General features: G+C 62.8%; 22 protein-coding genes. 9 read left to right on the top strand and 13 right to left on the bottom strand.

Annotation, left to right across the window (positions count from 1 at the left end; genetic code table 11):
- Position 1 precedes the first annotated feature (1 nt).
- The 3 genes from M3N55_RS02440 to M3N55_RS02430 all read right to left on the bottom strand — a co-directional run bounded on the left by M3N55_RS02440 (position 2) and on the right by M3N55_RS02430 (position 3,622).
- Entirely contained in the window at positions 2–1,429 is a 1,428-nt protein-coding gene (locus tag M3N55_RS02440) for a FlgK family flagellar hook-associated protein (protein WP_249056053.1), read from the bottom strand.
- A gap of 31 nt (positions 1,430–1,460) precedes the next feature.
- The gene (locus M3N55_RS02435; protein ID WP_249056052.1) at positions 1,461–2,759 is read right to left on the bottom strand and encodes a flagellar hook protein FlgE; all 1,299 of its coding nucleotides are present in this window, start codon (positions 2,757–2,759) and stop codon (positions 1,461–1,463) included.
- A 74-nt stretch (positions 2,760–2,833) separates the two neighbouring features.
- A complete protein-coding gene (locus tag M3N55_RS02430) occupies positions 2,834–3,622 on the bottom strand; it encodes a flagellar motor protein MotB (protein ID WP_249056051.1) in 789 nt (262 codons plus the stop codon).
- Positions 3,623–3,801: 179 nt separating this feature from the next.
- Between M3N55_RS02430 and M3N55_RS02425 the strand changes: the two genes are divergently transcribed.
- Positions 3,802–4,392: a transglycosylase SLT domain-containing protein gene (locus M3N55_RS02425; RefSeq protein WP_249056049.1), complete on the top strand. Its 591-nt coding sequence runs from the start codon at positions 3,802–3,804 to the stop codon at positions 4,390–4,392.
- 3 nt (positions 4,393–4,395) lie between these two features.
- Here the strand turns inward: M3N55_RS02425 and M3N55_RS02420 are convergent, their stop codons facing one another.
- The gene (locus M3N55_RS02420; RefSeq protein WP_249056047.1) at positions 4,396–4,968 is read right to left on the bottom strand and encodes a LysE family translocator; all 573 of its coding nucleotides are present in this window, start codon (positions 4,966–4,968) and stop codon (positions 4,396–4,398) included.
- A 153-nt stretch (positions 4,969–5,121) separates the two neighbouring features.
- Between M3N55_RS02420 and M3N55_RS02415 the strand changes: the two genes are divergently transcribed.
- The 4 genes from M3N55_RS02415 to lpxK are packed head-to-tail and all read left to right on the top strand — an operon-like array spanning position 5,122 to position 9,447.
- Positions 5,122–6,483: a TldD/PmbA family protein gene (locus M3N55_RS02415; RefSeq protein WP_249056045.1), complete on the top strand. Its 1,362-nt coding sequence runs from the start codon at positions 5,122–5,124 to the stop codon at positions 6,481–6,483.
- Positions 6,476–7,243, top strand: coding sequence for a 3'(2'),5'-bisphosphate nucleotidase CysQ (locus M3N55_RS02410; protein ID WP_346429248.1), 768 nt, complete (start codon positions 6,476–6,478; stop codon positions 7,241–7,243). Before M3N55_RS02415 ends, M3N55_RS02410 begins: the two co-directional genes overlap by 8 nt.
- A gap of 46 nt (positions 7,244–7,289) precedes the next feature.
- Positions 7,290–8,456 carry a 3-deoxy-D-manno-octulosonic acid transferase gene (locus M3N55_RS02405; RefSeq protein WP_249056042.1) on the top strand — a complete coding sequence of 389 codons (1,167 nt, stop codon included), beginning with the start codon at positions 7,290–7,292 and terminating at the stop codon, positions 8,454–8,456.
- Positions 8,457–8,460: 4 nt separating this feature from the next.
- On the top strand, positions 8,461–9,447 hold the full coding sequence (lpxK, locus tag M3N55_RS02400) for a tetraacyldisaccharide 4'-kinase (RefSeq protein ID WP_249056040.1): 987 nt from the start codon (positions 8,461–8,463) through the stop codon (positions 9,445–9,447).
- A 390-nt stretch (positions 9,448–9,837) separates the two neighbouring features.
- Here lpxK and M3N55_RS02395 read toward each other — a convergent pair whose 3' ends face one another.
- From M3N55_RS02395 to M3N55_RS02385, 3 genes are read right to left on the bottom strand one after another with little or no spacing between them, the layout of a single operon-like run.
- Positions 9,838–10,830, bottom strand: a complete 993-nt coding sequence (locus M3N55_RS02395) for a YcjF family protein (protein WP_249056038.1) — start codon at positions 10,828–10,830, stop codon at positions 9,838–9,840.
- Complete coding sequence (locus tag M3N55_RS02390; RefSeq protein ID WP_249056036.1) at positions 10,827–12,248, bottom strand: YcjX family GTP-binding protein; 1,422 nt, start codon at positions 12,246–12,248, stop codon at positions 10,827–10,829. The genes M3N55_RS02395 and M3N55_RS02390 overlap by 4 nt, the downstream gene beginning before the upstream one ends.
- A 45-nt stretch (positions 12,249–12,293) precedes the next feature.
- Complete coding sequence (locus M3N55_RS02385; RefSeq protein ID WP_249056034.1) at positions 12,294–12,911, bottom strand: glutathione S-transferase; 618 nt, start codon at positions 12,909–12,911, stop codon at positions 12,294–12,296.
- A gap of 88 nt (positions 12,912–12,999) precedes the next feature.
- On the opposite strand from M3N55_RS02385, the gene M3N55_RS02380 reads away from it, so the two are divergent.
- Entirely contained in the window at positions 13,000–13,617 is a 618-nt protein-coding gene (locus tag M3N55_RS02380; protein WP_249056032.1) for a class I SAM-dependent methyltransferase, read from the top strand.
- Between the two features lie 18 nt (positions 13,618–13,635).
- On the opposite strand, the gene M3N55_RS02375 is transcribed toward M3N55_RS02380, so the two are convergent.
- Positions 13,636–14,505 (bottom strand): branched-chain amino acid aminotransferase, encoded by an 870-nt coding sequence (locus M3N55_RS02375; RefSeq protein WP_249056030.1) that lies wholly within the window; start codon positions 14,503–14,505, stop codon positions 13,636–13,638.
- A gap of 168 nt (positions 14,506–14,673) precedes the next feature.
- Here M3N55_RS02375 and M3N55_RS02370 point away from each other — a divergent pair, with 168 nt between their 5' ends.
- Positions 14,674–15,180 (top strand): MarR family winged helix-turn-helix transcriptional regulator, encoded by a 507-nt coding sequence (locus tag M3N55_RS02370; RefSeq protein ID WP_249056028.1) that lies wholly within the window; start codon positions 14,674–14,676, stop codon positions 15,178–15,180.
- A complete protein-coding gene (locus M3N55_RS02365; protein ID WP_249056026.1) occupies positions 15,180–15,899 on the top strand; it encodes a response regulator in 720 nt (239 codons plus the stop codon). The genes M3N55_RS02370 and M3N55_RS02365 overlap by 1 nt, the downstream gene beginning before the upstream one ends.
- Positions 15,900–15,938: 39 nt before the next feature.
- On the opposite strand, the gene purD is transcribed toward M3N55_RS02365, so the two are convergent.
- The gene (gene purD, locus M3N55_RS02360; RefSeq protein ID WP_249056023.1) at positions 15,939–17,201 is read right to left on the bottom strand and encodes a phosphoribosylamine--glycine ligase; all 1,263 of its coding nucleotides are present in this window, start codon (positions 17,199–17,201) and stop codon (positions 15,939–15,941) included.
- An 82-nt stretch (positions 17,202–17,283) separates the two neighbouring features.
- Between purD and xseA the strand changes: the two genes are divergently transcribed.
- Complete coding sequence (gene xseA / locus M3N55_RS02355) at positions 17,284–18,699, top strand: exodeoxyribonuclease VII large subunit (protein ID WP_428982588.1); 1,416 nt, start codon at positions 17,284–17,286, stop codon at positions 18,697–18,699.
- Positions 18,700–18,786: 87 nt separating this feature from the next.
- Here xseA and M3N55_RS02350 read toward each other — a convergent pair whose 3' ends face one another.
- From M3N55_RS02350 to M3N55_RS02335, 4 genes are all read right to left on the bottom strand, one after another.
- Positions 18,787–19,035 carry a hypothetical protein gene (locus M3N55_RS02350; protein ID WP_249056020.1) on the bottom strand — a complete coding sequence of 83 codons (249 nt, stop codon included), beginning with the start codon at positions 19,033–19,035 and terminating at the stop codon, positions 18,787–18,789.
- 111 nt (positions 19,036–19,146) lie between these two features.
- On the bottom strand, positions 19,147–19,761 hold the full coding sequence (plsY, locus tag M3N55_RS02345) for a glycerol-3-phosphate 1-O-acyltransferase PlsY (RefSeq protein ID WP_249056579.1): 615 nt from the start codon (positions 19,759–19,761) through the stop codon (positions 19,147–19,149).
- Positions 19,761–21,044, bottom strand: a complete 1,284-nt coding sequence (pyrC, locus tag M3N55_RS02340) for a dihydroorotase (protein WP_428982587.1) — start codon at positions 21,042–21,044, stop codon at positions 19,761–19,763. Before pyrC ends, plsY begins: the two co-directional genes overlap by 1 nt.
- A 9-nt stretch (positions 21,045–21,053) precedes the next feature.
- Positions 21,054–21,485 (bottom strand): hypothetical protein, encoded by a 432-nt coding sequence (locus M3N55_RS02335; protein WP_249056017.1) that lies wholly within the window; start codon positions 21,483–21,485, stop codon positions 21,054–21,056.
- Between the last annotated feature and the right edge of the window lie 3 nt (positions 21,486–21,488).

Genomic DNA, 21,488 nt, shown 5'->3' with positions numbered 1-21,488 from the left:
CTCAAATCTCCAGCAAATTGCGCATCATCTGGTCGATTGCGGACAAAACCCGCGCGTTAGCTGCATAGGCGCGTTCAAGCGTCAGCAAGTTCTGCATCTGCCGGTCCGTATCGACGCCTTGTGCGGCCAATTCCTCTTGCAGGGCCGCGTGCTGCGCCATGGTGAAGGTAAGGCTGCTTTCTTCGCCAAGGCGGGCGGTGGCAAGTGCCGATACTTGAGATGCGACGTGGTCGCTATATGCACGCGCTGGAGTGCCGGATTGCAGGCTGGTCGCCTTTTCCAGCACAGCCGACAGGGTGTTGAGGTTGGCTGGGTCCAGGCTGGGCCCAGGCGCGGCAGCGTTAAGTCCGGACCTCAACCGCCAAAGCCCTTCACCTGTATCGGGGTTGATGCGTGCGGATAGCTGCATTCTGCCGGCCAGTCCGTCCGCCATGGCGGGAAGCGTTGTTACCCCGTCAAGCGTGAACATTCCTAAAGCGTTTGGCGCGAGGCTCGCATCGGCATCCGGGCCGGAAAAACGCTTGAGAAGGTCATAGGCGAGGGTGTCGAGCCGGGTCTGTGCGCGCGGCGCAATCTCGTCGCGAATGGCAAGGTTTGCCCCCACCCGCCCGCTGCCAAGAACCGGGCTGTCCGCGGCAAGTGGGCGACCGTCAAGCGACACGGGCGATGCCGCGCCATTGCTGAGCGAGTCGCCGGCGACGAGGCCGATGCTGGGCGTGACGCCGAATTCTGTGTGGGTCAGGTCGGCAAGAATCTGGCCATTTGCGGCGAGCAGCATGATACGGTCATTGTCGCGCGGAATTTCGGTGATGGGGATGATCCGGGCAATCTCTGAGGTAACGCGCTGGCGTTCGTCCATAAGGCCATGCGTGTTGCCACCGAGCAGGGTTTGTCGCTGAATTTCGACATTGAGCGCAGCGACTCGATCGAGGGAGCTATTCAGCATGTTTATATCAACTGCGACGGCGTCATCTGCTTGCTGGCGCAGGGATTGGATCGCGCTTTCCGTGGCATTGAATTTCGCAACCAACCGCCCGGCATCTTGTGCAACCGAGTGAAGCGCCGCATCCGAGTCCGGCATGGATGCGGCTTGGCGGAGGCTCGAGTCCAGCTGTGTGACAAGCGAATTAAGCGAGCCGGACTCCCCGGGCAGCCCGAATGTGCGTTCGAGATCGACCATACCGGCATGCCGTATTTCGGTGTGCAGATGCGCAGAATCTGCTCTCCGCGCAGCACCCAGAACCACGGGGTTTACCTCGCGCTGTATGGGCATGTTCCGATTATTGACTAACAGGCTGCTGGGCACAAGGCTTCGGACACCATACCCATCGACCTCGGCATTCGCGAGGTTCTCTGCGACCAGGCGTGTGCCGAGGGCCGTCATGCGGATCCCACCCATGGCGGTATTTGTGGCTATTCCAAGGCTCATGGCATCTTCATTTTACTTTGTCGGCGTTGTCTTAACGCTTGATATTGTTGGTTTCCTGGAACATTTCGTCGACCGTCTGAATGACTTTGGCATTCGAGGAATAGGCACGCTGCGTCTGGATCAGGTTCGTTAATTCCTCGGCGACATCGGTTGCGGATTCCTGAAGCGCGAAGCCGACGAATTCGCCTACGGGGCCATCACCGGCATCCCATAGGAAAAACTGGCCGCTCTCACGAGAGACCTGAAAGGATTGATCGTTCGCCGAGGTCAGCCCGTTCGGATTTGGTACATCGACCAAAGGCACCCGAAAAAGCGTTCGGCGAAAGCCTTGGTCGTAGATCGCATCCAGATTGCCGCTGGCATCGATCGTCAGCCCGATAAGATTGCCGGCACCAAATCCATCCTGTGTGACCCCGGCCGGAGAGAAGGTCGAGCCGCGTTGGGTTAACCCGCCCGCTTCGCCCAATCGCCCGATTTGCAGGTTGATTTGCTGCACGCCGACGGTCAGATCGACACTGCCGGTGGCCGGGTCATAACTGCCCGACCCACCGAGGGCCGACACGGAGGACAGGGTGCCGCCACTGCTGGGGCTGTTGTCGAATACCAGTTCGTATTCGCCGACAATCGCACCACTGGACTGGTCGGCAATGCTCATGTTCCAGGTGTTTGCAGCGCCGCTGGGCTGAAAGGTTACGTCCAGAGTGCCCGGCAGGCCGACAGTGTCGAAATAGGCAACTGACAGGAAGGATGGATCCCCCACAGCGCCCGAAAGAGTTTCGCTTGCAGGCAAATTGACCGCCATATTGATTCGACTGGTTGGAAATGACGCCTGCTGGTTCATTGCGACCTGAATCGGGCGTAGAGCGCTGGTATTGTCGCGCACATTCGGTGGGACAGTACCGTTTTCGGCGGCAGGCCAGCCCATGAGAACCATCCCGGACGGGTTTCGCAGATAGCCATCCGCATCCTGGCGGAAAGACCCCGTGGTGGTCAGAAACAACGGCGCGGTACCGTCATGGAGTTGCGCGCCGAGTTCCGAGGTGACGGGTAAAAACCCACGACCATTCACGGCGATGTCGGTCGCGTTCTGCGTGCCGATCAACGCGCCCCCCTGGTCGGCAAGCCGCAAGGTGGATGTTCTGACACCGCCGGCGCTGTAGGCCCCCTGATTGGCGAGGCCACTGCCGATTACCATAGAATGAAACGAGGTTTGCGCCCGTCTGTAACCATAGGTCGCGGAATTCGCGATATTGTCGGAGATGGTCGAGAGCCGTGTCGCGTTGGCGCGCAGTCCCGAAATGCCCGCGTTCAAGGAAGAGGTGATGCTCATGGCCGCTCCGTGATGGGTTGCTGATTCTTCCCATCACTATCCACCGCGCATCTTAATTTCCCCCTAATCGGGTTTCACAATCGCACGCTACGCAACAATATAAGTTCCAGACGGTTGTTTTGCGCCGCCATTGTATTGTCGGGCAGGGCCGGGGTCCGGTCGGCATGGCCCGTCACCCGCTTCAGGCGCTCCGGATCGAAACCGCTTTCCAGAACGAGGTGACGGGTTGCCGCAGCCCGCGCGAGCGTAAGTTCCCACACAGGATTGTTACGCAGAACCGCCGGAAACGCTTGCGAATGCGCGCCGATGGCAAGCGGGTTCTGAACAATGCGCATCGCTTCTGTCATGAGCGGCACAAGTTGCAACAGAACAGGCCGCGCAGTTGCACCGGACGGATCGAACAGCGGCGCGTCAGGCAGGTCGGACAGGGTGACAACGAGGCCCTCGTCGGTCAACCTTATATTAACGTGTTTCAGCAATTGTTCGGCATGTGCGCTTTCCCCGGAAAGGGCTGCAAATGCGTCCACGACATCTTGCAACGCTTGCGATTCCGATTGGTATGCTTCTGCTGTGGCGATCTCGTCGGTGAGAGAGGAGACTGTTGAAATGGAAGAGCCGCCCAAAGCCCCGTCCCCTCCGGAGGATTGGCTGTCGACCGCGAAGGTCGGCGAAAAATAATCTGCAATCCCCTTGCGTTCGTCATCACTGACGGAGCCGAGCAACCACAACATGAGAAAGAACGCCATCATCGCTGTCACGAAATCGGCATAGGCCACTTTCCAAGCGCCACCATGATGCCCACCCCCCGCAACAATTTTTTTGCGTTTGATGATTATCGGCCTGACATTGTCAGCACGTGCCATGTTTACCCACCTTTTTACCCACCGTCTAATTTAGCAGGGGGATCTGAACGGAATGTTAAGACCGCGCGGTTTGCACGGATCAGGTCACGTTTTCGCCACTACTGCCCCAGTTGGGCAGGATGGGGGATTACTTTTCAGGTCAGACCCGTTAGTGTTCAGCACAAAAAATCGAGGCAGATATGAGCAGAATTCCTTTAATCATCGCAGTCGCGGTGTTGCTATCGGCGTGCGGCGGACGCGAGTTTTCGGCGCCGCGCAATCTGGACGATGCCTGTGCCATGCAATCCGAGCGGCCGAAATATTTCGCGGCGATGCGCGCGAGCGAGCGCAAATGGGGCATTCCGCTGGCTGTGCAGGCGGCGATCATCCATGCTGAAAGCCGCTTCATCGGGGATGCGCAGACGCCTGTGCGCTATGCGCTGGGCGTGATCCCGCTGGGGCGCCAAAGCTCTGCGTTGGGGTATAGTCAGGCACTTGACGGCACGTGGGACGAGTATCGCCGGGAAACCGGCAATCGCCGCGCGGACCGCACCGATATTCGGGACGCAACGGATTTCGTGGGCTGGTATTCCAACAAAACACGTGAGCGTAACGGCATTGCCCTGAATGACGCCCGCAACCAGTATCTGGCCTATCATGACGGGCATACAGGCTTCGCGCGTGGGACTTACAATTCCAAGCCATGGTTGTTGCAGGTTGCGGATCGCGTGGCCAGCCGATCGGTGATGTATGATCAGCAATTGCGGAATTGTCGCAGCGGTTGGTGGTAGGCATCAGCAGACAGCCACCCAGATGGCGACAGCGGCAAGGAGCACGGCAAAGGCTCTGTTGATCTGGCGCAGATGGGCCGGGTTTTGGATGCGTGCAAGCAAGGATTGGCCCAGCACGGTCCAGAGCAAAAAGGCGACCGCATTGTTGATGGTGAACACGGCTGCAACCCAGGTCATTGTCTGCCAGTCGGCGGATGGGAACTGGGTAAAAAGGGCGGCCATGATCGCCCATGCTTTGGGGTTTAGGGCCAGAAGTGGCACGCCGTCCCAGAGGCTGGCATGGTTGGCATCTGTCTGACGGGGAAGGCTGCTTGCGCGCCACAGCCGCAGGGCCAGCCATATCATGTAGCCGGTCCCGGCCCAGAGCAGCAGGCGGGCCGTGTCCGGCCCAGCCACAACCAACAGTCCACCACCTACCGCAAGGGCCGCGGTTATCGTTGCCGCATGATACCCCGCAAGCGCAGGCAGCGACTTGCGCCAGCCGAACCGCGCGCCATGGGCCGCGAAAAACAGGTTGCCCGGTCCGGGGCTAAAGGCCAGCGGCAAGAGGAACAGCAAAAGGGTCAGCGTTGTCATGGGTGGGCGCGCCTCCGGGGTCATCCGCATTGGATTATGCTGGCCTACCGGCCCTTGCCGACCCGGAACCTGCGCAAAATGCGGCCGTATGCCATTCCAATTCGTGCCGGTTCGCACTAGATCAGGCGCAGCCCTCGACAAAAGGATCGTCCGATGCAGAGTGATGAGCTGACCGCACCGCTGGCACCGCTGGCCCAAGCCATGTTGCGCGCAGCCAAGGATGCGGGCGCTGATGCCGCCGATGCAATGGCGGTCGAGGGGCGTTCGGTGTCCATTGACGTGCGCAAGGGCGGACTGGAACAGGCAGAACGCTCGGAGGGGCTGGAAATTGGGCTGCGGGTTTTTGTAGGCCAACGGCAGGCTTGCATCTCGTCCTCTGACACACGGCCGGAAACGCTTGCAGCTATGGCGGCGCGCGCGGTTGCGATGGCCCGCGAAGCGCCCGAAGACCCCTATGCGGGGCTGGCCGACAGCCACCGCCTTGCCATGTTGCGCAGTGCCGATGGGCTGGACCTGTTCGACCCGGCGGCCGAGCCCGACCCGGCCACGCTGGAAGAAGACGCGCGCCGTGCCGAAGCCGCAGCGCTTTCAGTGGCTGGGGTGACGCAGGTGCAATCGGCCTCTGCCGCGTACGGTCAGCAGGCAATCTGGCTGGCCGCGACCAACGGGTTTAGCGGTGGCTATGCGCGCACGTCCCGGCACACAAGCTGTGTCGCGATCAGCGGCGAAGGCACGGCGATGGAGCGCGACTGGTGCGGCGAGGGGCGGGTGTTTCAAGCGGATCTGCCAGCCCCGGAAACGATCGGGCACTTGGCCGCCGAACGGGCTGTGGCCCGGCATGGCGCGCGGCGCCCGAAAACCGGTGCCTATCCGGTTCTGTATGATGAACGCGTGGCCAGCGGGCTGATCGGGCATCTTGTGTCGGCAATCAACGGCGCGTCCATCGCGCGCGGATCAAGCTGGTTGCGTGATGCCATGGGCGAGCAAGTATTGCCCAAGGGACTGTCCTTGCATGAAGACCCGCACCGCCTTCGCGCCAGTGCTTCGCGCCCGTTCGACGCCGAAGGGCTGGCGACACGGGCGCGCGACCTTGTGGCAGACGGGATGTTGCAGGGTTGGGTTCTGGACCTTGCATCGGCGCGCAAGCTTGGGCTCGAGAGCACGGCCAATGCCATGCGCGGCACCTCTGCGCCGCCAAGCCCCGGCACCACCAACTGGGCGCTGACCCAAGGCGCGCCAAGCCGTGAAGACCTGATCGCGCAGATGGGCACCGGCTTGCTGGTCACGTCGCTGATCGGGTCCACGATTAATCCCAACACCGGCGATTATTCGCGCGGGGCAAGCGGGTTCTGGGTCGAAAACGGTGAAATCGCCTATCCGGTCAACGAATGCACAATCGCGGGCAACCTGCGCGACATGCTGCGGCGGATCATTCCGGCCAATGACGCGCGGACACATCTTTCGCATGTTGTGCCATCGTTGCTGGTCGAGGGGATGACCCTTGCCGGTGACTGACGACCTGGAGCTGGTTACGCAGGCCGCGCAACTGGCAGGCGAAATTGCATTGCGCCATTTCGGGCGCGCACCGCGTGTCTGGGACAAGGGGCAGGGGCAAGGGCCTGTCTCTGAGGTGGACCTTGAGATCGATGCGCATCTGAAAGACATGCTGCTTGGCGCGCGCCCTGACCACGGCTGGCTTTCGGAAGAAACCCCGGATAGCCCGGACAGGCTGGGCTGCGCGCGTGTGTTCATTGTGGACCCGCTGGATGGCACCAGAGCCTATTTGGCCGGGCAAGACGGGTTTGCGCATCCGGTATGTCTGGTCGAGCACGGGCGCCCTGTCGCCGCAGCGATCCATGTGCCGCGTCTGGGTCAGACCTACAGTGCCGCATTGGGACAAGGGGCGTTTTGCAATGGCGCGCCGGTTTCTGTGGCCGCGCCATCGGGGCGCGCGCGTGTGCTGGCGGCGCGTAGCCAATTTGACGCCGGGTTCTGGCCCGGTGGTCCACCAGAGGCCGAGCGGTTTTTTCGCCCCGCGCTGGCATGGCGTCTGGCGCTCGTCGCCGATGGCGCATTTGATGCGATGTTGACGTTCAAACCGGCATGGCATTGGGACATTGCCGCCGGCGCGCTGATTGTTGAAGAAGCGGGTGGACGCGTCAGTGACGACCGGGGCAACACGCTGCTGTTCAATACCGAAACCCCGCTTGCGCCGGGGGTTATTGCCGCCAGTCCCGTCTTGCATGCAGAGCTGTTGGCGCGCAGGCTGGGATGACGCACCGAAAGGCGGGTTGCGTTTTCGACATAGGAGAGCCGCAGGCGTGACCGGCAAGGATGAACAGGCATCGTATTTTCCCGGCTTGTCCGTAATCGCCGGGCTGGGCGACCCTTTGCTGTGGTTCCATTGCGACACCCCGCGCCGGTTGGAAAAGCTGGCCGCGTTGTCGGAAGCGGTTTTGCAGGCGGACGAGTCGGCGGGTGTGGTGCTCAGCTTTCCGCAAGACTGCACCGCACCGCCTGAAATACCGCGCCGCCTGTGCATTGCGTGCGATGATGACGGGGCGCGCCTTGCACGTCTGCTTGGGCAAGGGGCGCGGGTTTCGACGGCGCTTTTGGCCACGCGCTCTCTTGATTCGGCATTGGTTGCAACGCTGACGCGGCAGCGAACACGTATTCTGGTGGCCGAAATGCCCGCGCCCCAGACAACGGGGCTTTGGTCCTTTATTCCCGGTCATGCGCGGCGCGTCTTTGCTCGGGTGTCGCATGTTTATCTCGCCAAAGAAGATTGGCTGGCACAATGGCAGGGTGCTGGCGTGCCCGCTGACCGCTTGTCAGTCATCGGCACACTGTCGCAAGCGCCCTTGGCGTTGAAATGCAACGAGACCGAGCGCGAAGCCCTTGCAGACGCTCTGCGCCAGCGCACGGTCTGGCTGGCTGCGGGCGTGCCGCCCGAAGAAGAGGAGCGGGTCATTGCCGTCCAGCAGGAAGCCTTGCGCGAAACCCATCGGCTGGCGCTGATTCTGCATCCCGCCGACCCAATGCGCGGCCCGGCGCTGTATGACCGTTTTGCGCATCAGTTCAACATGGCGCTTCGATCACGCGACGACCCCCTGCTGCCCGAAACACAGGTTTATATTGCCGATACCGAGGGCGAGCGCGGCTTGTGGTATCGGCTGGCGGTCGCCTGCTACATGGGGGGAAGTTTCAGCACCGGCAGCACCTATTCGCCGCTGGAACCCGCAGGTCTGGGTTGCGCTATCGTCCACGGCCCGGAAAGTGGGCGGTTTGACGCCGCGTTCGACATGTTGGCAGAGCGGCAGGCGTCGCGGCGTGTAACGCGGCCCGATGCCCTTGGCGCGATGATGCGCAGCGTCTTGCGGCCGGAACGCGCGGCAGAGCTTGCGCATGGCGGCTGGCAGGTTGTTTCGGAAGGGTCCGAAGCGACAGAAATTCTTGTCACGGCCCTGTTGGCCACACACCGGGAATAACGCCATGCAGCCACCCGGATTCTGGTTTCGTCCGCGCTCTGTTTTGGCGACCCTGTTGGCGCCGCTTGGCGCGCTCTATGCGGCAGCGACGGCGCGACGGCTAAGGCAACCCGTGCGCTTCAGCCCCGATGTTCCGGTCATTTGCGTGGGCAATATCAATATCGGTGGCACTGGCAAGACTCCGACGGTGATCGCGCTGGTGCAGTTGCTGCAAGGGCAGGGGGTGCAGCCGCATGTTCTGTCACGCGGCTATGGCGGGCGATTGCCGGGGCCGGTGCAGGTGAATGAACGCCAGCACAGCGCCGAGGATGTGGGCGATGAACCGCTTCTGATGGCCGCTTTCGCGCCGGTCTGGGTTGGACGCGACCGCGCGGCGACCGCGCGGCTGGCGCAGGCGGCCGGCGCAGAGGTGTTGATTCTGGATGACGGGTTTCAGGACCCCGCCTTGCGTAAGGATCTGTCCTTGGTGGTTGTGGATGCAGGCCTTGGCTTTGGGAATGGACGGGTGCTGCCCGCCGGTCCGCTGCGTGAACCGGTGGCCAAGGGGCTGGCGCGGGCTGACATGATCGTTGCGATTGGCGGGCCAGATCAGGTCGCGGCGTTTCGCAAACTGGCGGCGTATCCAGTGCCGGTGCTGGGAGCCGCGCTCAAACCCCTTGCCATGGGCCTGTCGTTTCATGGCCAGAAGGTTCTTGCCTTTGCCGGGATCGGACGGCCAGAGAAGTTCTTTGCGACCTTGCGCGCGGAAGGCGCAGTTTTGCTGCGCGCAGAGGCGCTGTCGGACCATCAACGCCTGAGTGACGCGCTGATGACCCGGCTGGAGCTAGAGGCCAAGGCGCTGGGCGCGCAGATGGTCACGACAGAGAAAGACGCGGTGCGCCTGCCGCGCAGCTTTCGCCAGAAAGTGACGACCTTGCCGGTGCGGCTGGAATGGGAGGATGCGCCTGCGATCCATCTGGCGCTGACGCGGGTGTTGCGCAACCGCGCGTAATGGCTGGGGGCGAAGCCCGCTTTGCCGGGTGCTATGGACAGCAGACAAATCGAACTATCGCCGCCCGCATATTGACGGGGCAATGATCTTTTTCAGGGTCGCGCTCGCGGGCCCCGAACCTTGTGTGCTGGTGGCTTTTCAAGTCGCGCTTTTCAAGCTTACTGCCCGTCGCCCCGCTGTGTTTGTGCCACATCCCCCGGTCCGAGCGTAACATCTGGTGATGCCGAGGCAGGTAGCATCACATCGGCAACTGGCAAGACATGGCGGATCAGCTAAGATGTTGCCAGCTTGGCCCGGTCGGGCAGGGATTGGTGTGCGATGCAAAGGATTGGCCCAACGCGCATTTCGAGCAGGATACGTGCTTGCGCGCATCCTTGGTCGCCCTCTGCCTTAGCTGTTCGCGCGCTCGAACAACCCGCTGACGGCTGTTGACATGATAGCGCCGGTTCGGGGTTTTTGCACAGCCACGAAGGGCAGGGGGCGGCAGATGCTCATGGCGGCAATCCCCAGCCGCGCGGTCAGGGCACCATTGACCAGCCCTTCCCCAAAGCGACGTGACAGTTTCGACACCACGCCACCAGACGCAACCGTGCCCAGCATATCCTCGCCCACGGCCACAGCCCCTGTGGCCAGCAGATGTGCCACCACGCCGCGCAGCAGGCGGATGCTGCCCAAAGCGCCCGCGCGCCCGCCATAGATTTCAGCAATCCTGCGGATCATTCGCAGGTTGACCGCAAGCGCTGCAACCACATCGACCAGCGCCATCGGCAGCATTGCGGTCAGTAGGGCAACTTGCCGCGCGGCGGCTTCGACCTCGGCACAGGCGGCTTGGTCCAGCGGCATCAGAAGCGTGGTTTCCGTCAGGTGCAACAGCCCCTCGGCATCGGGTTTGTCGGGGGCAAGTTCGGCCAGTCGGTCGCGGTGCCAGCGCATTTCGGGGCGCGCGCTATAAAGGCCGGACAGGCGGTCCATCAGCTTTAGGGCGGTCGCTCTGGTGTCGTCGTGGCGCGCGCGGTCGGCTAACTGGCGCAGGTCATCCAGACGCCGCAATCGTCTGAATCCGGCCCATTCGCGCAAGGCTACCCCCAGACAGGCCAGCGCCACCAACCCCAGAAGCCCGCCTGCGACCCAACCCAGCGATGGGTTGCGCGCTATCAGCCCGGTGACGAAATCCCAGGCCGCGAGTGACAGGGCCATGCCCAGGAGCGCCAGCGCCGCTGCCCAGCCCATGCGACCCAGCCATGACATACGCCGCCGTCCCAGTGCGAGTGTGGCCTGCATGGCTGCGCCCGTGGGTGGGGTATCTTCGGGGGGTTGCGGGGCGGTGGCCGGGGTGTCGGTTGCCGTGTCATCCAGCTCAATCAGGGTGGGGCCGCGGCTCATAGCATGTCTCCGATCAGGAATTGCGCGGCGCGGTCCAGCCGGATATGCGCCAGCCCGTCACCGGGGCGACGGGTCAGCCCGACGGGGGCAAACTGCATGACGCCGAAATCGGCATCGAGCCATTTTGCCGCCCCGTCCCGCGCAGGTCCGATCAGCGCCATAGGGTCTTCGGGCAAGGCACCGGCGAAGAACGCAGCTTGCTTGCCACTTTCCATCAATGTGCCACGGACGCAATCAAGCGTTTCGCCCTCACGGGTATGCTGTTCCTCGACCGTGGCGCGCACGGCGGCAATGGCCATGGCTTCTGTTCGTGCGCCCGCGAAATCAGCCCGGTCGCGGGCTTGGCGCAGCAGCGCCGCCATCAAACCGGTCAATCGCGCGTGTTGGCTGTGGTGCAGGTGGTCGGCCTTGGTTGCGGCAAAAAGCAGGCGTTCCACGCGCTTTCCGCCCAGCAGTCTGGTCAGCCACGCATTGCGACCGGGGCGGAAGGCGGACAACAGCTCGGTCATCGTCTGGCCGAGTTGGGCCACGGCATCTGGCCCGGCATGAACCGCGCCCAGCACATCTGCCAGCACGATCTGGCGGTCGATCCGGGCAAAATGGTCGCGAAAGAACGGGCGCACGACCTGCGCCTTGTAGGCCTCGAACCGGCGTTCCATCTCGCGCCCCAAGCTGCCGCGCTGGCCCTTGTGCGTCATCGGCGCGAATGTCAGCGCCGGGCTGCCCGCCAGATCGCCCGGCAGCAGGAACCGTCCCGGAGAGATATCGGGCAAGCCTGCCGCCCGCGCCGCGCCAAGATAGTCGGTAAAGCTGGCGGCCAGGTCTTGCGCGCGGGCTTCATCATGGGGGGCGTCGGGGTCGGTGCCTGACAAGGCGTCCAGATAGGCCGCTGCATAGTCACGTCGTTGCATGGCGGCCAAAAGGTCACTGCTCCATTGGGCAAAGCTTTTGTCCAGCAGCGTCAGGTCCAGCAGCCATTCGCCCGGATAATCAATAATATCCAGATGCTGCACGCGTGCGCCGCGCAAACCGCCCAGCATTCCGCCCGACCGCACACGGAAGGAAAGCCGCAGTTGCGACACCTGCCGCGTGCTGTCGGGCCAATGCGGATTGGGGCCGGTCAGCGCGGCCAGATGGCGTTCATATTCAAACCGCGGGATCGTGTCATCGGGTTGCGGTTGCAGGTAGGCCGCATCGATCCGTCCATCGCTGACGGCTTGCAGCCCGCCCATACGCCCGCGGTCCAGCAGGTTTGCCACCAGTGAGGTGATGAACACCGTCTTGCCCGCCTGCGATAGCCCCGTCACACCCAGCCGCAACCGATTGTCAAACACACCGCCGGTGACAGCATTGCCAAGTTGCGCGGCGGTGTCTTCCACCCCACGCAGCACATCGCCTGCTAAACGCCCGATACCCATAAGCCCCACATCCTTGCCTTGACCCTAGATAGGGGGCAGGGGCGCTTAGGGGAAGAGGCGGGGCGCATCGCCTTCGGCCCAGACCGGGGCCTTTGTCATGACCTTGGCAAAACGGCCAGAGGTCAGAAAGCACGCAAGCCAGCCATGCAGGCGCGGCCAATCCTGCGCATCGAACCACGGTTTGTCGATAAAGGCAAATTGCCGGATGAAGGGCAGCATGGCGTAATCAGCCAATGTGGGGCGGTCGAACAGCCATTCATCCAGCGTTGCATCCAAGGCCGACAGATGGGCGCAGGCATCGGCCAGATGCGCGGCGCTATCGTCTTTCGGGTAGCGGCTGGCATATTTTACCCGGTCCAGCGCATGTTTGAACGGCCCGTCATTGCGCGCGATCCAGTCATACCCCTTTTGGGGCATGTCCAGCCAGCCCTCCGGGTCATGTTGGCGCAGCGCCCAGAGCATGATGTCCAGGCTTTCATCAATCACACCGTCGCCCGTCACAAGGCACGGCACTGTTCCAGAGGGAGAGGTGGCCAAGAACGCCGCTGGTTTGTCGCGCAGCAAGATTTCGCGCAACTCTACCTGCACGCCGGTTGAAGCCAGCGCCAGACGCGCGCGAATTGCATAGGGGCAGCGGCGGAAGGAATAAAGGCACGGGGTCATTCAACCTGTCTACCGCGTGGGCGAACAGATGCCAATTCAAACGCGCGCAGCGCTCTGCTACACCTGTGCCAAACCGAAAGGAGTTGTCATGCAAGACGCGGAGTTCTGGAGCAAAATGGCCCCGCGCTACGCCCGCGCCAAGATTGGGGATATGGACGGCTACTCTCGCAGTTTGGAGCAGATAAAGCCGGTCTTGCGTGGCGGGCGTGTGCTGGAACTGGGGTGCGGCACTGGCCTGACCGCCATGTCACTTGCCCCGCATGCCGAAAGCTATACTGCTAGCGATATCGCGCCAGGCATGATCGAGATTGCCAAAGGACGGCTGGCCGCGCAGCCGATGGCGAACCTGACCTTTCAGGTGGCACAGGCCGAGGATTTCGGGCCAGAACAATTCGACGTGGTTCTTGCCCAGAATTACCTGCACTTGCTGCGTGATCTGCCCGGCACGCTAGCCCATGTTCACAGGCTTTTGCCCGAAGGCGGGGTGTTTATTTCGAAAACCCCGTGTTTGGGTGCCGCGCCCTTCTACATCCGTTGGTTGGTGCCGGTCTTGCAAGCGGTGGGCAAGGCACCCTACCTGACGATGGTCACGGCAACAGATCTGGAACAGGCGCTGCGGCAAGCCGGATTTGCCTGTGACCCGACCGAATGGCACGCCAGCCGTGGCCGCGACCTGCGCGCCTTTATCGTGGCGCGCAAGGTCTGAGCCGTGGTGCTGCCTGTGTCAGGCCCGCACCAGTGCTTCGTAGCTTTCAGCCACATCGCGGGTGATTGCGCCAACCTGAAAGTGGTAGTCGCCAATCTGGCCTACCGGTGTGACCTCTGCCGCCGTGCCGGTCAGCCAACATTCGCTGAATGAGTCCAGTTCTTCCGGCAGGATGTGGCGTTCATGCACGACCAGTCCCTTGTCGCGCAGCATGGCGATAACGGTCTGCCGGGTGATGCCGTTCAGGATCGCATCGGGGATAGGGGTGTGCACTTCGCCATCCTTGACGAAGAACACGTTTGCACCGGTCGCTTCGGCCACATAGCCGCGATAATCATAGAACAGCGCATCCGAGCAGCCTTTTTCCTCTGCCGCATGTTTTGACATGGTGCAGATCATATACAGGCCCGCGGCTTTGGCGGCAGTCGGGATCGTGTCGGGCGAGGGGCGGCGCCATTTGGCAATATCCAGCTTCGCGCCCTGCATCTTTGCGTCGCCGTAATAAGCGCCCCATTCCCACGCAGCGACGGCCAGACGCACCGGGTTGCGGCGGGCGGCAACGCCCATATCTTCGCCCGCACCGCGCCATGCGACCGCGCGCACGTAAGCATTACTCAGCTTGTTGGCGGCCAGCACTTCGGCCTTGGCGGCGTCGATCTGGTCGGCGGTGTAGGGGATTGGCATATCCAGCAGGCGGCCCGATTCCAGCAGGCGTTCGGAATGCTCATGGCCTTTGAAGATCTTGCCGTCATAGCAGCGCTCGCCCTCGAACACGGAAGACGCATAATGCATGGCATGACTTAAGATATGCACATTGGCATCGCGCCACGGCACCAGCTTGCCGTCCATCCAGATAAACCCGTCCCTGTCGTCATACGCCCCGGCCATCGGTGCCTCCATGTGCATAGTTTTCAAATATTGCGCAAGTTAGGTCCGCATCGGACATAAAGTTACGCGATTTCCAGCATTGGCTACCGATTCGGTCTTGGAATGTCAACAAGGCTGACATAACATTGCCCAAAGAGTGATCGAAGCTGTAACATCGGGAGGCGATGCATGGTGCAAACCGGACCAAACCCCAGCAGCGGCGAGAATCTGCTTTTCCTGACGGATGAGCAGCTTCGCAAAGGGATAGAGGCGATGTTCTTCGCCTATCGTGGCTTTACCGCTGATCCTGACCGTATTCTGGAGGAATACGGATATGGCCGCGCGCATCATCGGGCGCTGCACTTCATTAACCGTAGTCATGGGACCACGGTGAACAACTTGTTGAACACCCTTGGTGTCACCAAGCAATCGTTGAACCGCGTGCTGCGCGGCCTGATCGCGGACGGCTTGGTGGTGGCGCGCGTGGGCCGCACCGACCGGCGCGAGCGCAACCTTTTCCTGACAGAGGCTGGGCAAGAGCTGGAACGCAAGCTGGCCGAAGCGCAGCGGGTGCGCATGCGGGCGGCTTACCGCGCGGCGGGGCCGCAGGCGGTGGCCGGGTTCCGGCAAGTGTTGGAAGCGATGATGGATGATGATATCCGCCATACCTATAACGCGCTGAAGGATGGACGCTGATGCCCGAAGACACGGCACCACACCTTCTGGTCATTGATGACGATTCCCGCATCCGGTCCCTGCTTCAGAAATACCTGATGCGCAACGGGTTCTGGGTGACGATCGCGCGGGATGCTGTCCATGCGCGGCGGGTGCTGGCAGGGCTGGCCTTCGACCTGATCGTGCTGGACGTGATGATGCCGGGCGAAGACGGGATTACATTGACCCGCGCGATCCGGCAGTCCAGCGATGTCCCGATCTTGCTGTTAACGGCGCGCGGTGGGCCAGAGGACCGGATCGACGGGTTGGAAGCGGGCGCGGATGACTACCTGCCCAAACCGTTCGAGCCGCGAGAGCTGGTGCTGCGTATCAATGCAATTTTGCGGCGCAGCCCAAGCGATGTTGCCGAACCTTTGCGCCCGCAATTGCTGTTCATCGGGGCGCTGCGCTACGATATTGAAAAGGGAGAATTGAAGCGCGGCGATACGCCCATTCGTCTGACCCAGACCGAAGCCGCGTTAATGCGTTTATTCGCGCAACATTCCGGGGAAGTGCTAAGCCGCGAGGCATTGGTCGATTACCTTGGCCGTGACCGGGCCGGTCATGGCGGAGAAGTTGGGCAAGAACGCGCGGTCGATGTGCAGATCACCCGTCTGCGCCGCAAGATCGAAGCCGATCCGAAATCTCCGCGCCACCTGCAAACCGTGCGCGGCGCGGGATATATGCTGGTGGTAGAGTAGCGGGCGTCTGTTGACGGCGCGGCGGGGCAAGTCCCCGCCCTAGAGCGCCCGCCACCCAATATCACGGCGGTAGAACCCGTCGGGCCAGTCGATGTGGTCGACCATCGCATAGGCGCGGCCCTGTGCCTCTGCCAGCGTTGCACCGCGCGCGGTCACGTTCAGCACCCGCCCGCCATTGGCAAGCACTTGTCCGCCATTGGCCCTTGTGCCTGCGTGAAAAACCATGTGCGAGCTGTCCTCTGGGCATTGGTCCAAACCGCTGATAACGGTGCCCTTGGCATAGCTGCCCGGATAACCCCGCGCCGCCATCACCACCGTCAGCGCATGGTCATCGGCCCAATGCGCTTGAGCTTGGTCCAGCCGCCCTTCGGCGCAGGCCAGCATCAGGTCCAGCGCCTGAGCGCCCAGCCGCATCATCAGCACCTGGCATTCCGGGTCGCCAAAACGGGCGTTGTATTCGACCAGCCGAGGCTTGCCGTCCTCTATCATCAGCCCGGCATATAGCACGCCCTGATAGGGCATCCCGCGTCGCGCCATTTCCGCCATGGTGGGGCGGATGATGTCGTCCAGTGCGGCTTGGGCAATTGCATCGGTCAGCACCGGGGCCGGGCTGTAAGCGCCCATGCCGCCGGTATTTGGCCCCGTGTCGCCGTCGCCCACGCGCTTGTGGTCCTGTGCAGTGCCGATGGGCAGACAGGTCTCACCATCGACCAGCACGAAGAAAGACGCTTCCTCGCCGGTCATGAATTCCTCGATCACGACCTCTGCGCCAGCGTCCCCGAATTCTCCGCCGAACATGGTGTCGATGGCACCAAGCGCATCATCCAGCGCCATGGCCACGATCACGCCTTTGCCCGCGGCCAAGCCATCGGCCTTGACCACGATGGGCGCGCCTTGGGCTTGAACATAGGCGCGGGCCGCTTTGGCATCGGTGAAATGCGCATAGGCGGCGGTGGGCGCGTTCACGGAGGCGCAGATTTCCTTGGTAAACGCCTTCGACGCTTCCAGCCGCGCCGCTGCCGCCGAAGGGCCGAAACAGGTTACGCCCGCATCGCGCAGCCGGTCGGCCACGCCTGCGGCCAAGGGTGCTTCCGGGCCAATGACGACGAAATCAATCGCCTCTGCCTCGCAGAAGGCGACCACAGCAGAGCCATTGCAAATGTCGATATCGGCGCAATCAGCAATCTGGTCCATGCCCGCATTGCCCGGCGCGCAGATCAGCCGGTCGCATTTGGGGTTTTGCAGGATCGCCCATGCCAGCGCATGTTCGCGCCCGCCGCTGCCCAGAACAAGGATATTCATCGACCGCCCTCTCTTGGCCTTTGCCTGCGCGCGTTCTAGGCTGTGCGCCAAGCGGTGACAAGCAAAGGCGCGCGGCATGGACCTGATAGATGGCCCAGAGGATGCAATTCCGGGCAATACGCCAGAATTTACGGTGTCCGACCTGTCCGGCGCGGTCAAACGCACGCTGGAAGGCGAATTTGGCCGCGTCCGCGTGCGCGGAGAAGTCGGGCGCGTGGTGATCGCGCGCACCGGGCACATGTATTTCGACCTGAAAGACGACCGCGCCGTGATTGCGGGGGTCAGCTGGAAGGGGCAGGTCGCCCGCATGAAGGTGCGCCCAGAGGAAGGGATGGAGGTCATCGCGACAGGCCGACTGACCACCTTTGCGCCGCAATCGAAATATCAGTTGCAGGTTGAAAGCATCGAACCTGCTGGCGCAGGCGCGCTGATGGCCATGCTGGAAGCGCGGCGCAAAGCGCTGGCCGCCGAAGGGCTGTTCGATGCCGGGCGCAAACGCCGCTTGCCGTATCTGCCGCGCGTGGTTGGTGTCGTGACCTCGCCCCAGGGGGCGGTGATCCGCGACATCCTGCATCGGCTGAGCGATCGGTTCGGGGTGCATGTGCTGGTCTGGCCAGTGGCGGTGCAAGGGCAGGGGTGCGCGCCGCAGGTGGCGCAGGCGATCGAAGGCTTCAATGCGCTTGCCCCCGGCGGTCCCATCCCGCGCCCCGATGTGCTGATCGTGGCGCGCGGCGGCGGGTCCATCGAAGACCTTTGGGGGTTCAACGAAGAAATCGTCGTGCGCGCGGCGGCAGCAAGTGACATTCCCCTGATCTCTGCGGTCGGGCACGAAACCGATACCACACTGATCGACCACGCGTCCGACCAGCGCGCGCCAACGCCCACGGCGGCGGCAGAAATCGCAGTGCCGGTTCAGGCCGATCTTGTGGCGCATGTGTCGAACCTGAACGCGCGCTTGGTGCGTGGTGGGGCGCAAAGCGTGGCGCTGCGCCGCCAACGTCTGCGCGATGTGGGGCGGGCCTTGCCACGGCCAGAGAACCTGCTCGCGCCCGCCATGCAGCGCTTTGACCAATGGGCCGAACGGGTGCCGGGCAGTCTGCGCGCGGCGCTGCAAAGCAAACGCCAAGAGTTACGCGGGGCCGCGGCGGGGCTGCGCCCCACCGCGCTCAACACCCAGATCGCGCGGGGGCGCGAACGCCTTGATGGGCAATCGGCCCGCGCAGACCGCGCCGCGCTGGCACGGCTGGACAGTTTGGGCACACGGCTGGCATCGTTGGAACGGCTGCGCCAATCCTTGGGCTACCCGGCGACCTTGCAGCGCGGTTATGCTGTGGTCCGGGATGACGCCGGGGAGGTTGTGACATCTGCCACCCGTGCCGGGCAAGCAAACGCGCTTCAGGTGGAATTCAGGGATGGCACGCTGGACGTCATGGCGGGCAAACGGCCCAAATCTGGCAAGGGCACAAAGCCCAAGCCGGAACAGGGGTCGTTGTTCTGACCTGCGCATTCTGCGTGGCAAGCACTTGCGCACTCTCAGGCGCACGACCCTGGGGGTTCTGATTCCCTTTCAAGCCTCGAGACTTGTCTAAAGCAGAATTCCGATGATGATCCCGATGGCGATCGCGCCACGTATGCCACCCGGACCGGTGATTGCCAAAGCCCCCAATTCGCTTGCCTTTTCGGCATTTGATAGGGCTGCATTGTCTAGGATCTGTGCCACCGGCGCGCCATTTCGGGTATCGACACGCAGGGCGTCTTCAATTTCGGCCTTTATCGTCGGATCAAACTGCGCCTGCGCCACATGAGTGCGGATTTCGTTTCGGATGTCAGACATGGTGCCTCCTATTTTGCGAACCGGTAGTGATCAGAAGCTCGAGACTACTGGAACATATTGTTTTGACAAGCCGGTCGTGCAAGCTGGACGAGGCAACGAGGCTGCCGTTGCCTACCTGGCAGTCTTCTTCTTGAACCTTGGCTCCGTTCGGTTCCACAGTCGTTTTATATTCTCGCGGTGCTTGTAAAAGACCAGCAGTTTCGCCACCACAAGCACGCCCACAACCGGCAGATAGCCCATGAGCCCGGCATAGATCGACGACATCCCGCAGGCTGTCAGCCCGGCGAGTGACGAATAGCGGCTGGCCTTGAAGGTAATGATCCATGTGACGCAGGTGGCCAGCCCGACAGGCCATGCCAGCGCCAGCGCAATGCCGATAAAGGTCGCAACCCCCTTGCCGCCCCTGAACCCGATATAGACGGGGTAAAGATGGCCGATGAACGCTGCCCAGGCGGCCACCTGCGCGGCGTCCGGCCCGATCAGCCATCCCGCCAGCAGCGCGGCAATCGCGCCTTTCAGCGCATCCAGCGCGAAAGTGGCGACACCCGCTGCCTTGTTGCCCGTGCGCATGACATTGGTCGCGCCGATATTGCCCGACCCGATGGCGCGCAGATCGCCCAAGCCCATGACGCGGGCGATCACCACACCGAAGGGAATGGAGCCGAGCGCGTAAGAGCCAAGCCCCACCAGCCCCAGCAGCCACAGCGGAGTCACAAGGTCCGGGATCATGCCGCCACCTCTGCCGCATCGAACACGCAAGCGCCACCGACATAGGTTGCCAGCACACGGCCTTCCATGCGAGCGCCGTCATAGGGCGTGTTCTTGGATTTCGACGCAAGTTTGAAGCGATCCAGCACAAAGGGCGCATCGGGGTCGAACAGGACCAGATCGGCGGGGGCGCCATGCGACAATCGCCCGCTTGCCAGTCCCAGCCGTTGCGCGGGGTTGAAGGACAGCGCGCGCCAGATCCGTGGCAGATCCAGCCCTTCGGAATGGTAAAGCCGCATCGCTGCGGGCAGCAATGTTTCAAGTCCCACCGCGCCGGCGGCGGCTTCCTCGAAGGGCAGGCGTTTCGATTCCTCATCCTGCGGGGTGTGCATGGAGCAGATGACGTCGATCAGGCCGTCGGCCACCGCCTGCACCATGGCGCGGCGGTCGTCTTCGGATCGCAAGGGCGGGGTGAATTTGAAGAAGCTGCGGTAGCTGCCCACGTCCAGCTCGTTCAGCGTCAGATGGTGAATGGATATCCCTGCGGTCACATCCAGACCGTTCGCCTTGGCGCGTTCCAGCGCGGGCAGGCTGCGGGCGACCGTGATCTGATCGGCATGGTAGCGCACGCCGGTCATTTCGACCAAGCCCATGTCACGGTCGAACCCCATGCGTTCGGCCATGGGCGACACGGCGGGCAAACCGCGCAAGGACGCGAATTTACCCGACGTCGCACAAGCGCCCTGCGACAGACCGGGGTCTTGCGGGTGGCCGATGACCAGCGCGCCAAGCCCGCGCGCATAGGCCATGCAGCGTGACAGAACCTTGGTGTCGGTGCTGACGCGGTCGCCATCGGTGAAGGCCACGGCACCCGCATCCAGCAGAAAGCTGATTTCTGCCATTTCGCGCCCATCGCGCCCACGGGTCAGCGCGGCCATGGCGCGGATGTTCACCGGTGTGCGCGCGCTGGCGCGGCGGGTGACGTATTCCAGCACTTCGGGGGTGTCGATGGCGGGGTCAGTGTCGGGGCGCATGACGATGGTTGTCACACCCCCGCGCGCGGCCGCCAGCCCGGCAGTGCGCAGCGATTCCTTGTGCTGCGCGCCCGGTTCGCCCACCTGCACACCCATATCGACAATGCCGGGGGCCAGGCATTTGCCGCCGCAATCGACCGCTTGCGCGCCCGTGGGGCAGGGACCGTCGCGTTCTATGATCGCACCGCCCTGCACCAGCAGGGAACCGATTGTGTCGGTCCCCGCCTCTGGGTCGATCAGCCTTGCATTGTGAAACCACAGCATCAGCAGTTTTCCTTATCTAGCAATCGTGTTGCGCAGCAGGGCCGCCACGGCAGAGGGGTTGGCCAGTAGGTGGATCGCGTAGCGACGGGTATCGGTGTGCAGGATCAGCCCTGTCAGCCAGACGCGAATGCGGCGGATATCCGTCAGCATGACCTCTGTGTTCTGGTCCAGCACAAGGCGGCGATCGGTCAGCCAATAGACCGGCATGGGCCGCATCAACCGTTGCGCGACAATCGGGCCGAACAGAAAACCCAGCGTCATCAATGTGCCTAGCCACGACCTTTCGCTTTGGTCCCCGGTTGCCTGGTCAAAAACGTAAAGCCCCACAGTGACCACCGACATACCAAGCATTCCGAACAGCGCTTCGGTCAGGATCGCAACCTCACGGTCCTGTGGCACGCGGGCAATAAGCCGTTCGCCGGGGTGCAGGCTGATCTGCGTCACGGC

This window comes from Roseinatronobacter domitianus, assembly GCF_023336755.1.
Classification (GTDB): domain Bacteria; phylum Pseudomonadota; class Alphaproteobacteria; order Rhodobacterales; family Rhodobacteraceae; genus Roseinatronobacter; species Roseinatronobacter domitianus.
Note: the sequence above shows the minus strand (reverse complement) of the source record. Positions and strands in the feature narration are given on the sequence as shown.

What these genes read in the sequence shown, in the direction of transcription:
- M3N55_RS02440 (WP_249056053.1), bottom strand. Translation starts at nt 1,429, where the DNA reads ATGAGCCTTGGAATAGCCACAAATACCGCCATGGGTGGGATCCGCATG.
- M3N55_RS02435 (WP_249056052.1), bottom strand. Translation starts at nt 2,759, where the DNA reads ATGAGCATCACCTCTTCCTTGAACGCGGGCATTTCGGGACTGCGCGCC.
- M3N55_RS02430 (WP_249056051.1), bottom strand. Translation starts at nt 3,622, where the DNA reads ATGGCACGTGCTGACAATGTCAGGCCGATAATCATCAAACGCAAAAAA.
- M3N55_RS02425 (WP_249056049.1), top strand. Translation starts at nt 3,802, where the DNA reads ATGAGCAGAATTCCTTTAATCATCGCAGTCGCGGTGTTGCTATCGGCG.
- M3N55_RS02420 (WP_249056047.1), bottom strand. Translation starts at nt 4,968, where the DNA reads ATGACAACGCTGACCCTTTTGCTGTTCCTCTTGCCGCTGGCCTTTAGC.
- M3N55_RS02415 (WP_249056045.1), top strand. Translation starts at nt 5,122, where the DNA reads ATGCAGAGTGATGAGCTGACCGCACCGCTGGCACCGCTGGCCCAAGCC.
- lpxK (WP_249056040.1), top strand. Translation starts at nt 8,461, where the DNA reads ATGCAGCCACCCGGATTCTGGTTTCGTCCGCGCTCTGTTTTGGCGACC.
- M3N55_RS02395 (WP_249056038.1), bottom strand. Translation starts at nt 10,830, where the DNA reads ATGAGCCGCGGCCCCACCCTGATTGAGCTGGATGACACGGCAACCGAC.
- M3N55_RS02390 (WP_249056036.1), bottom strand. Translation starts at nt 12,248, where the DNA reads ATGGGTATCGGGCGTTTAGCAGGCGATGTGCTGCGTGGGGTGGAAGAC.
- M3N55_RS02385 (WP_249056034.1), bottom strand. Translation starts at nt 12,911, where the DNA reads ATGACCCCGTGCCTTTATTCCTTCCGCCGCTGCCCCTATGCAATTCGC.
- M3N55_RS02380 (WP_249056032.1), top strand. Translation starts at nt 13,000, where the DNA reads ATGCAAGACGCGGAGTTCTGGAGCAAAATGGCCCCGCGCTACGCCCGC.
- M3N55_RS02375 (WP_249056030.1), bottom strand. Translation starts at nt 14,505, where the DNA reads ATGGCCGGGGCGTATGACGACAGGGACGGGTTTATCTGGATGGACGGC.
- M3N55_RS02370 (WP_249056028.1), top strand. Translation starts at nt 14,674, where the DNA reads ATGGTGCAAACCGGACCAAACCCCAGCAGCGGCGAGAATCTGCTTTTC.
- M3N55_RS02365 (WP_249056026.1), top strand. Translation starts at nt 15,180, where the DNA reads ATGCCCGAAGACACGGCACCACACCTTCTGGTCATTGATGACGATTCC.
- purD (WP_249056023.1), bottom strand. Translation starts at nt 17,201, where the DNA reads ATGAATATCCTTGTTCTGGGCAGCGGCGGGCGCGAACATGCGCTGGCA.
- M3N55_RS02350 (WP_249056020.1), bottom strand. Translation starts at nt 19,035, where the DNA reads ATGTCTGACATCCGAAACGAAATCCGCACTCATGTGGCGCAGGCGCAG.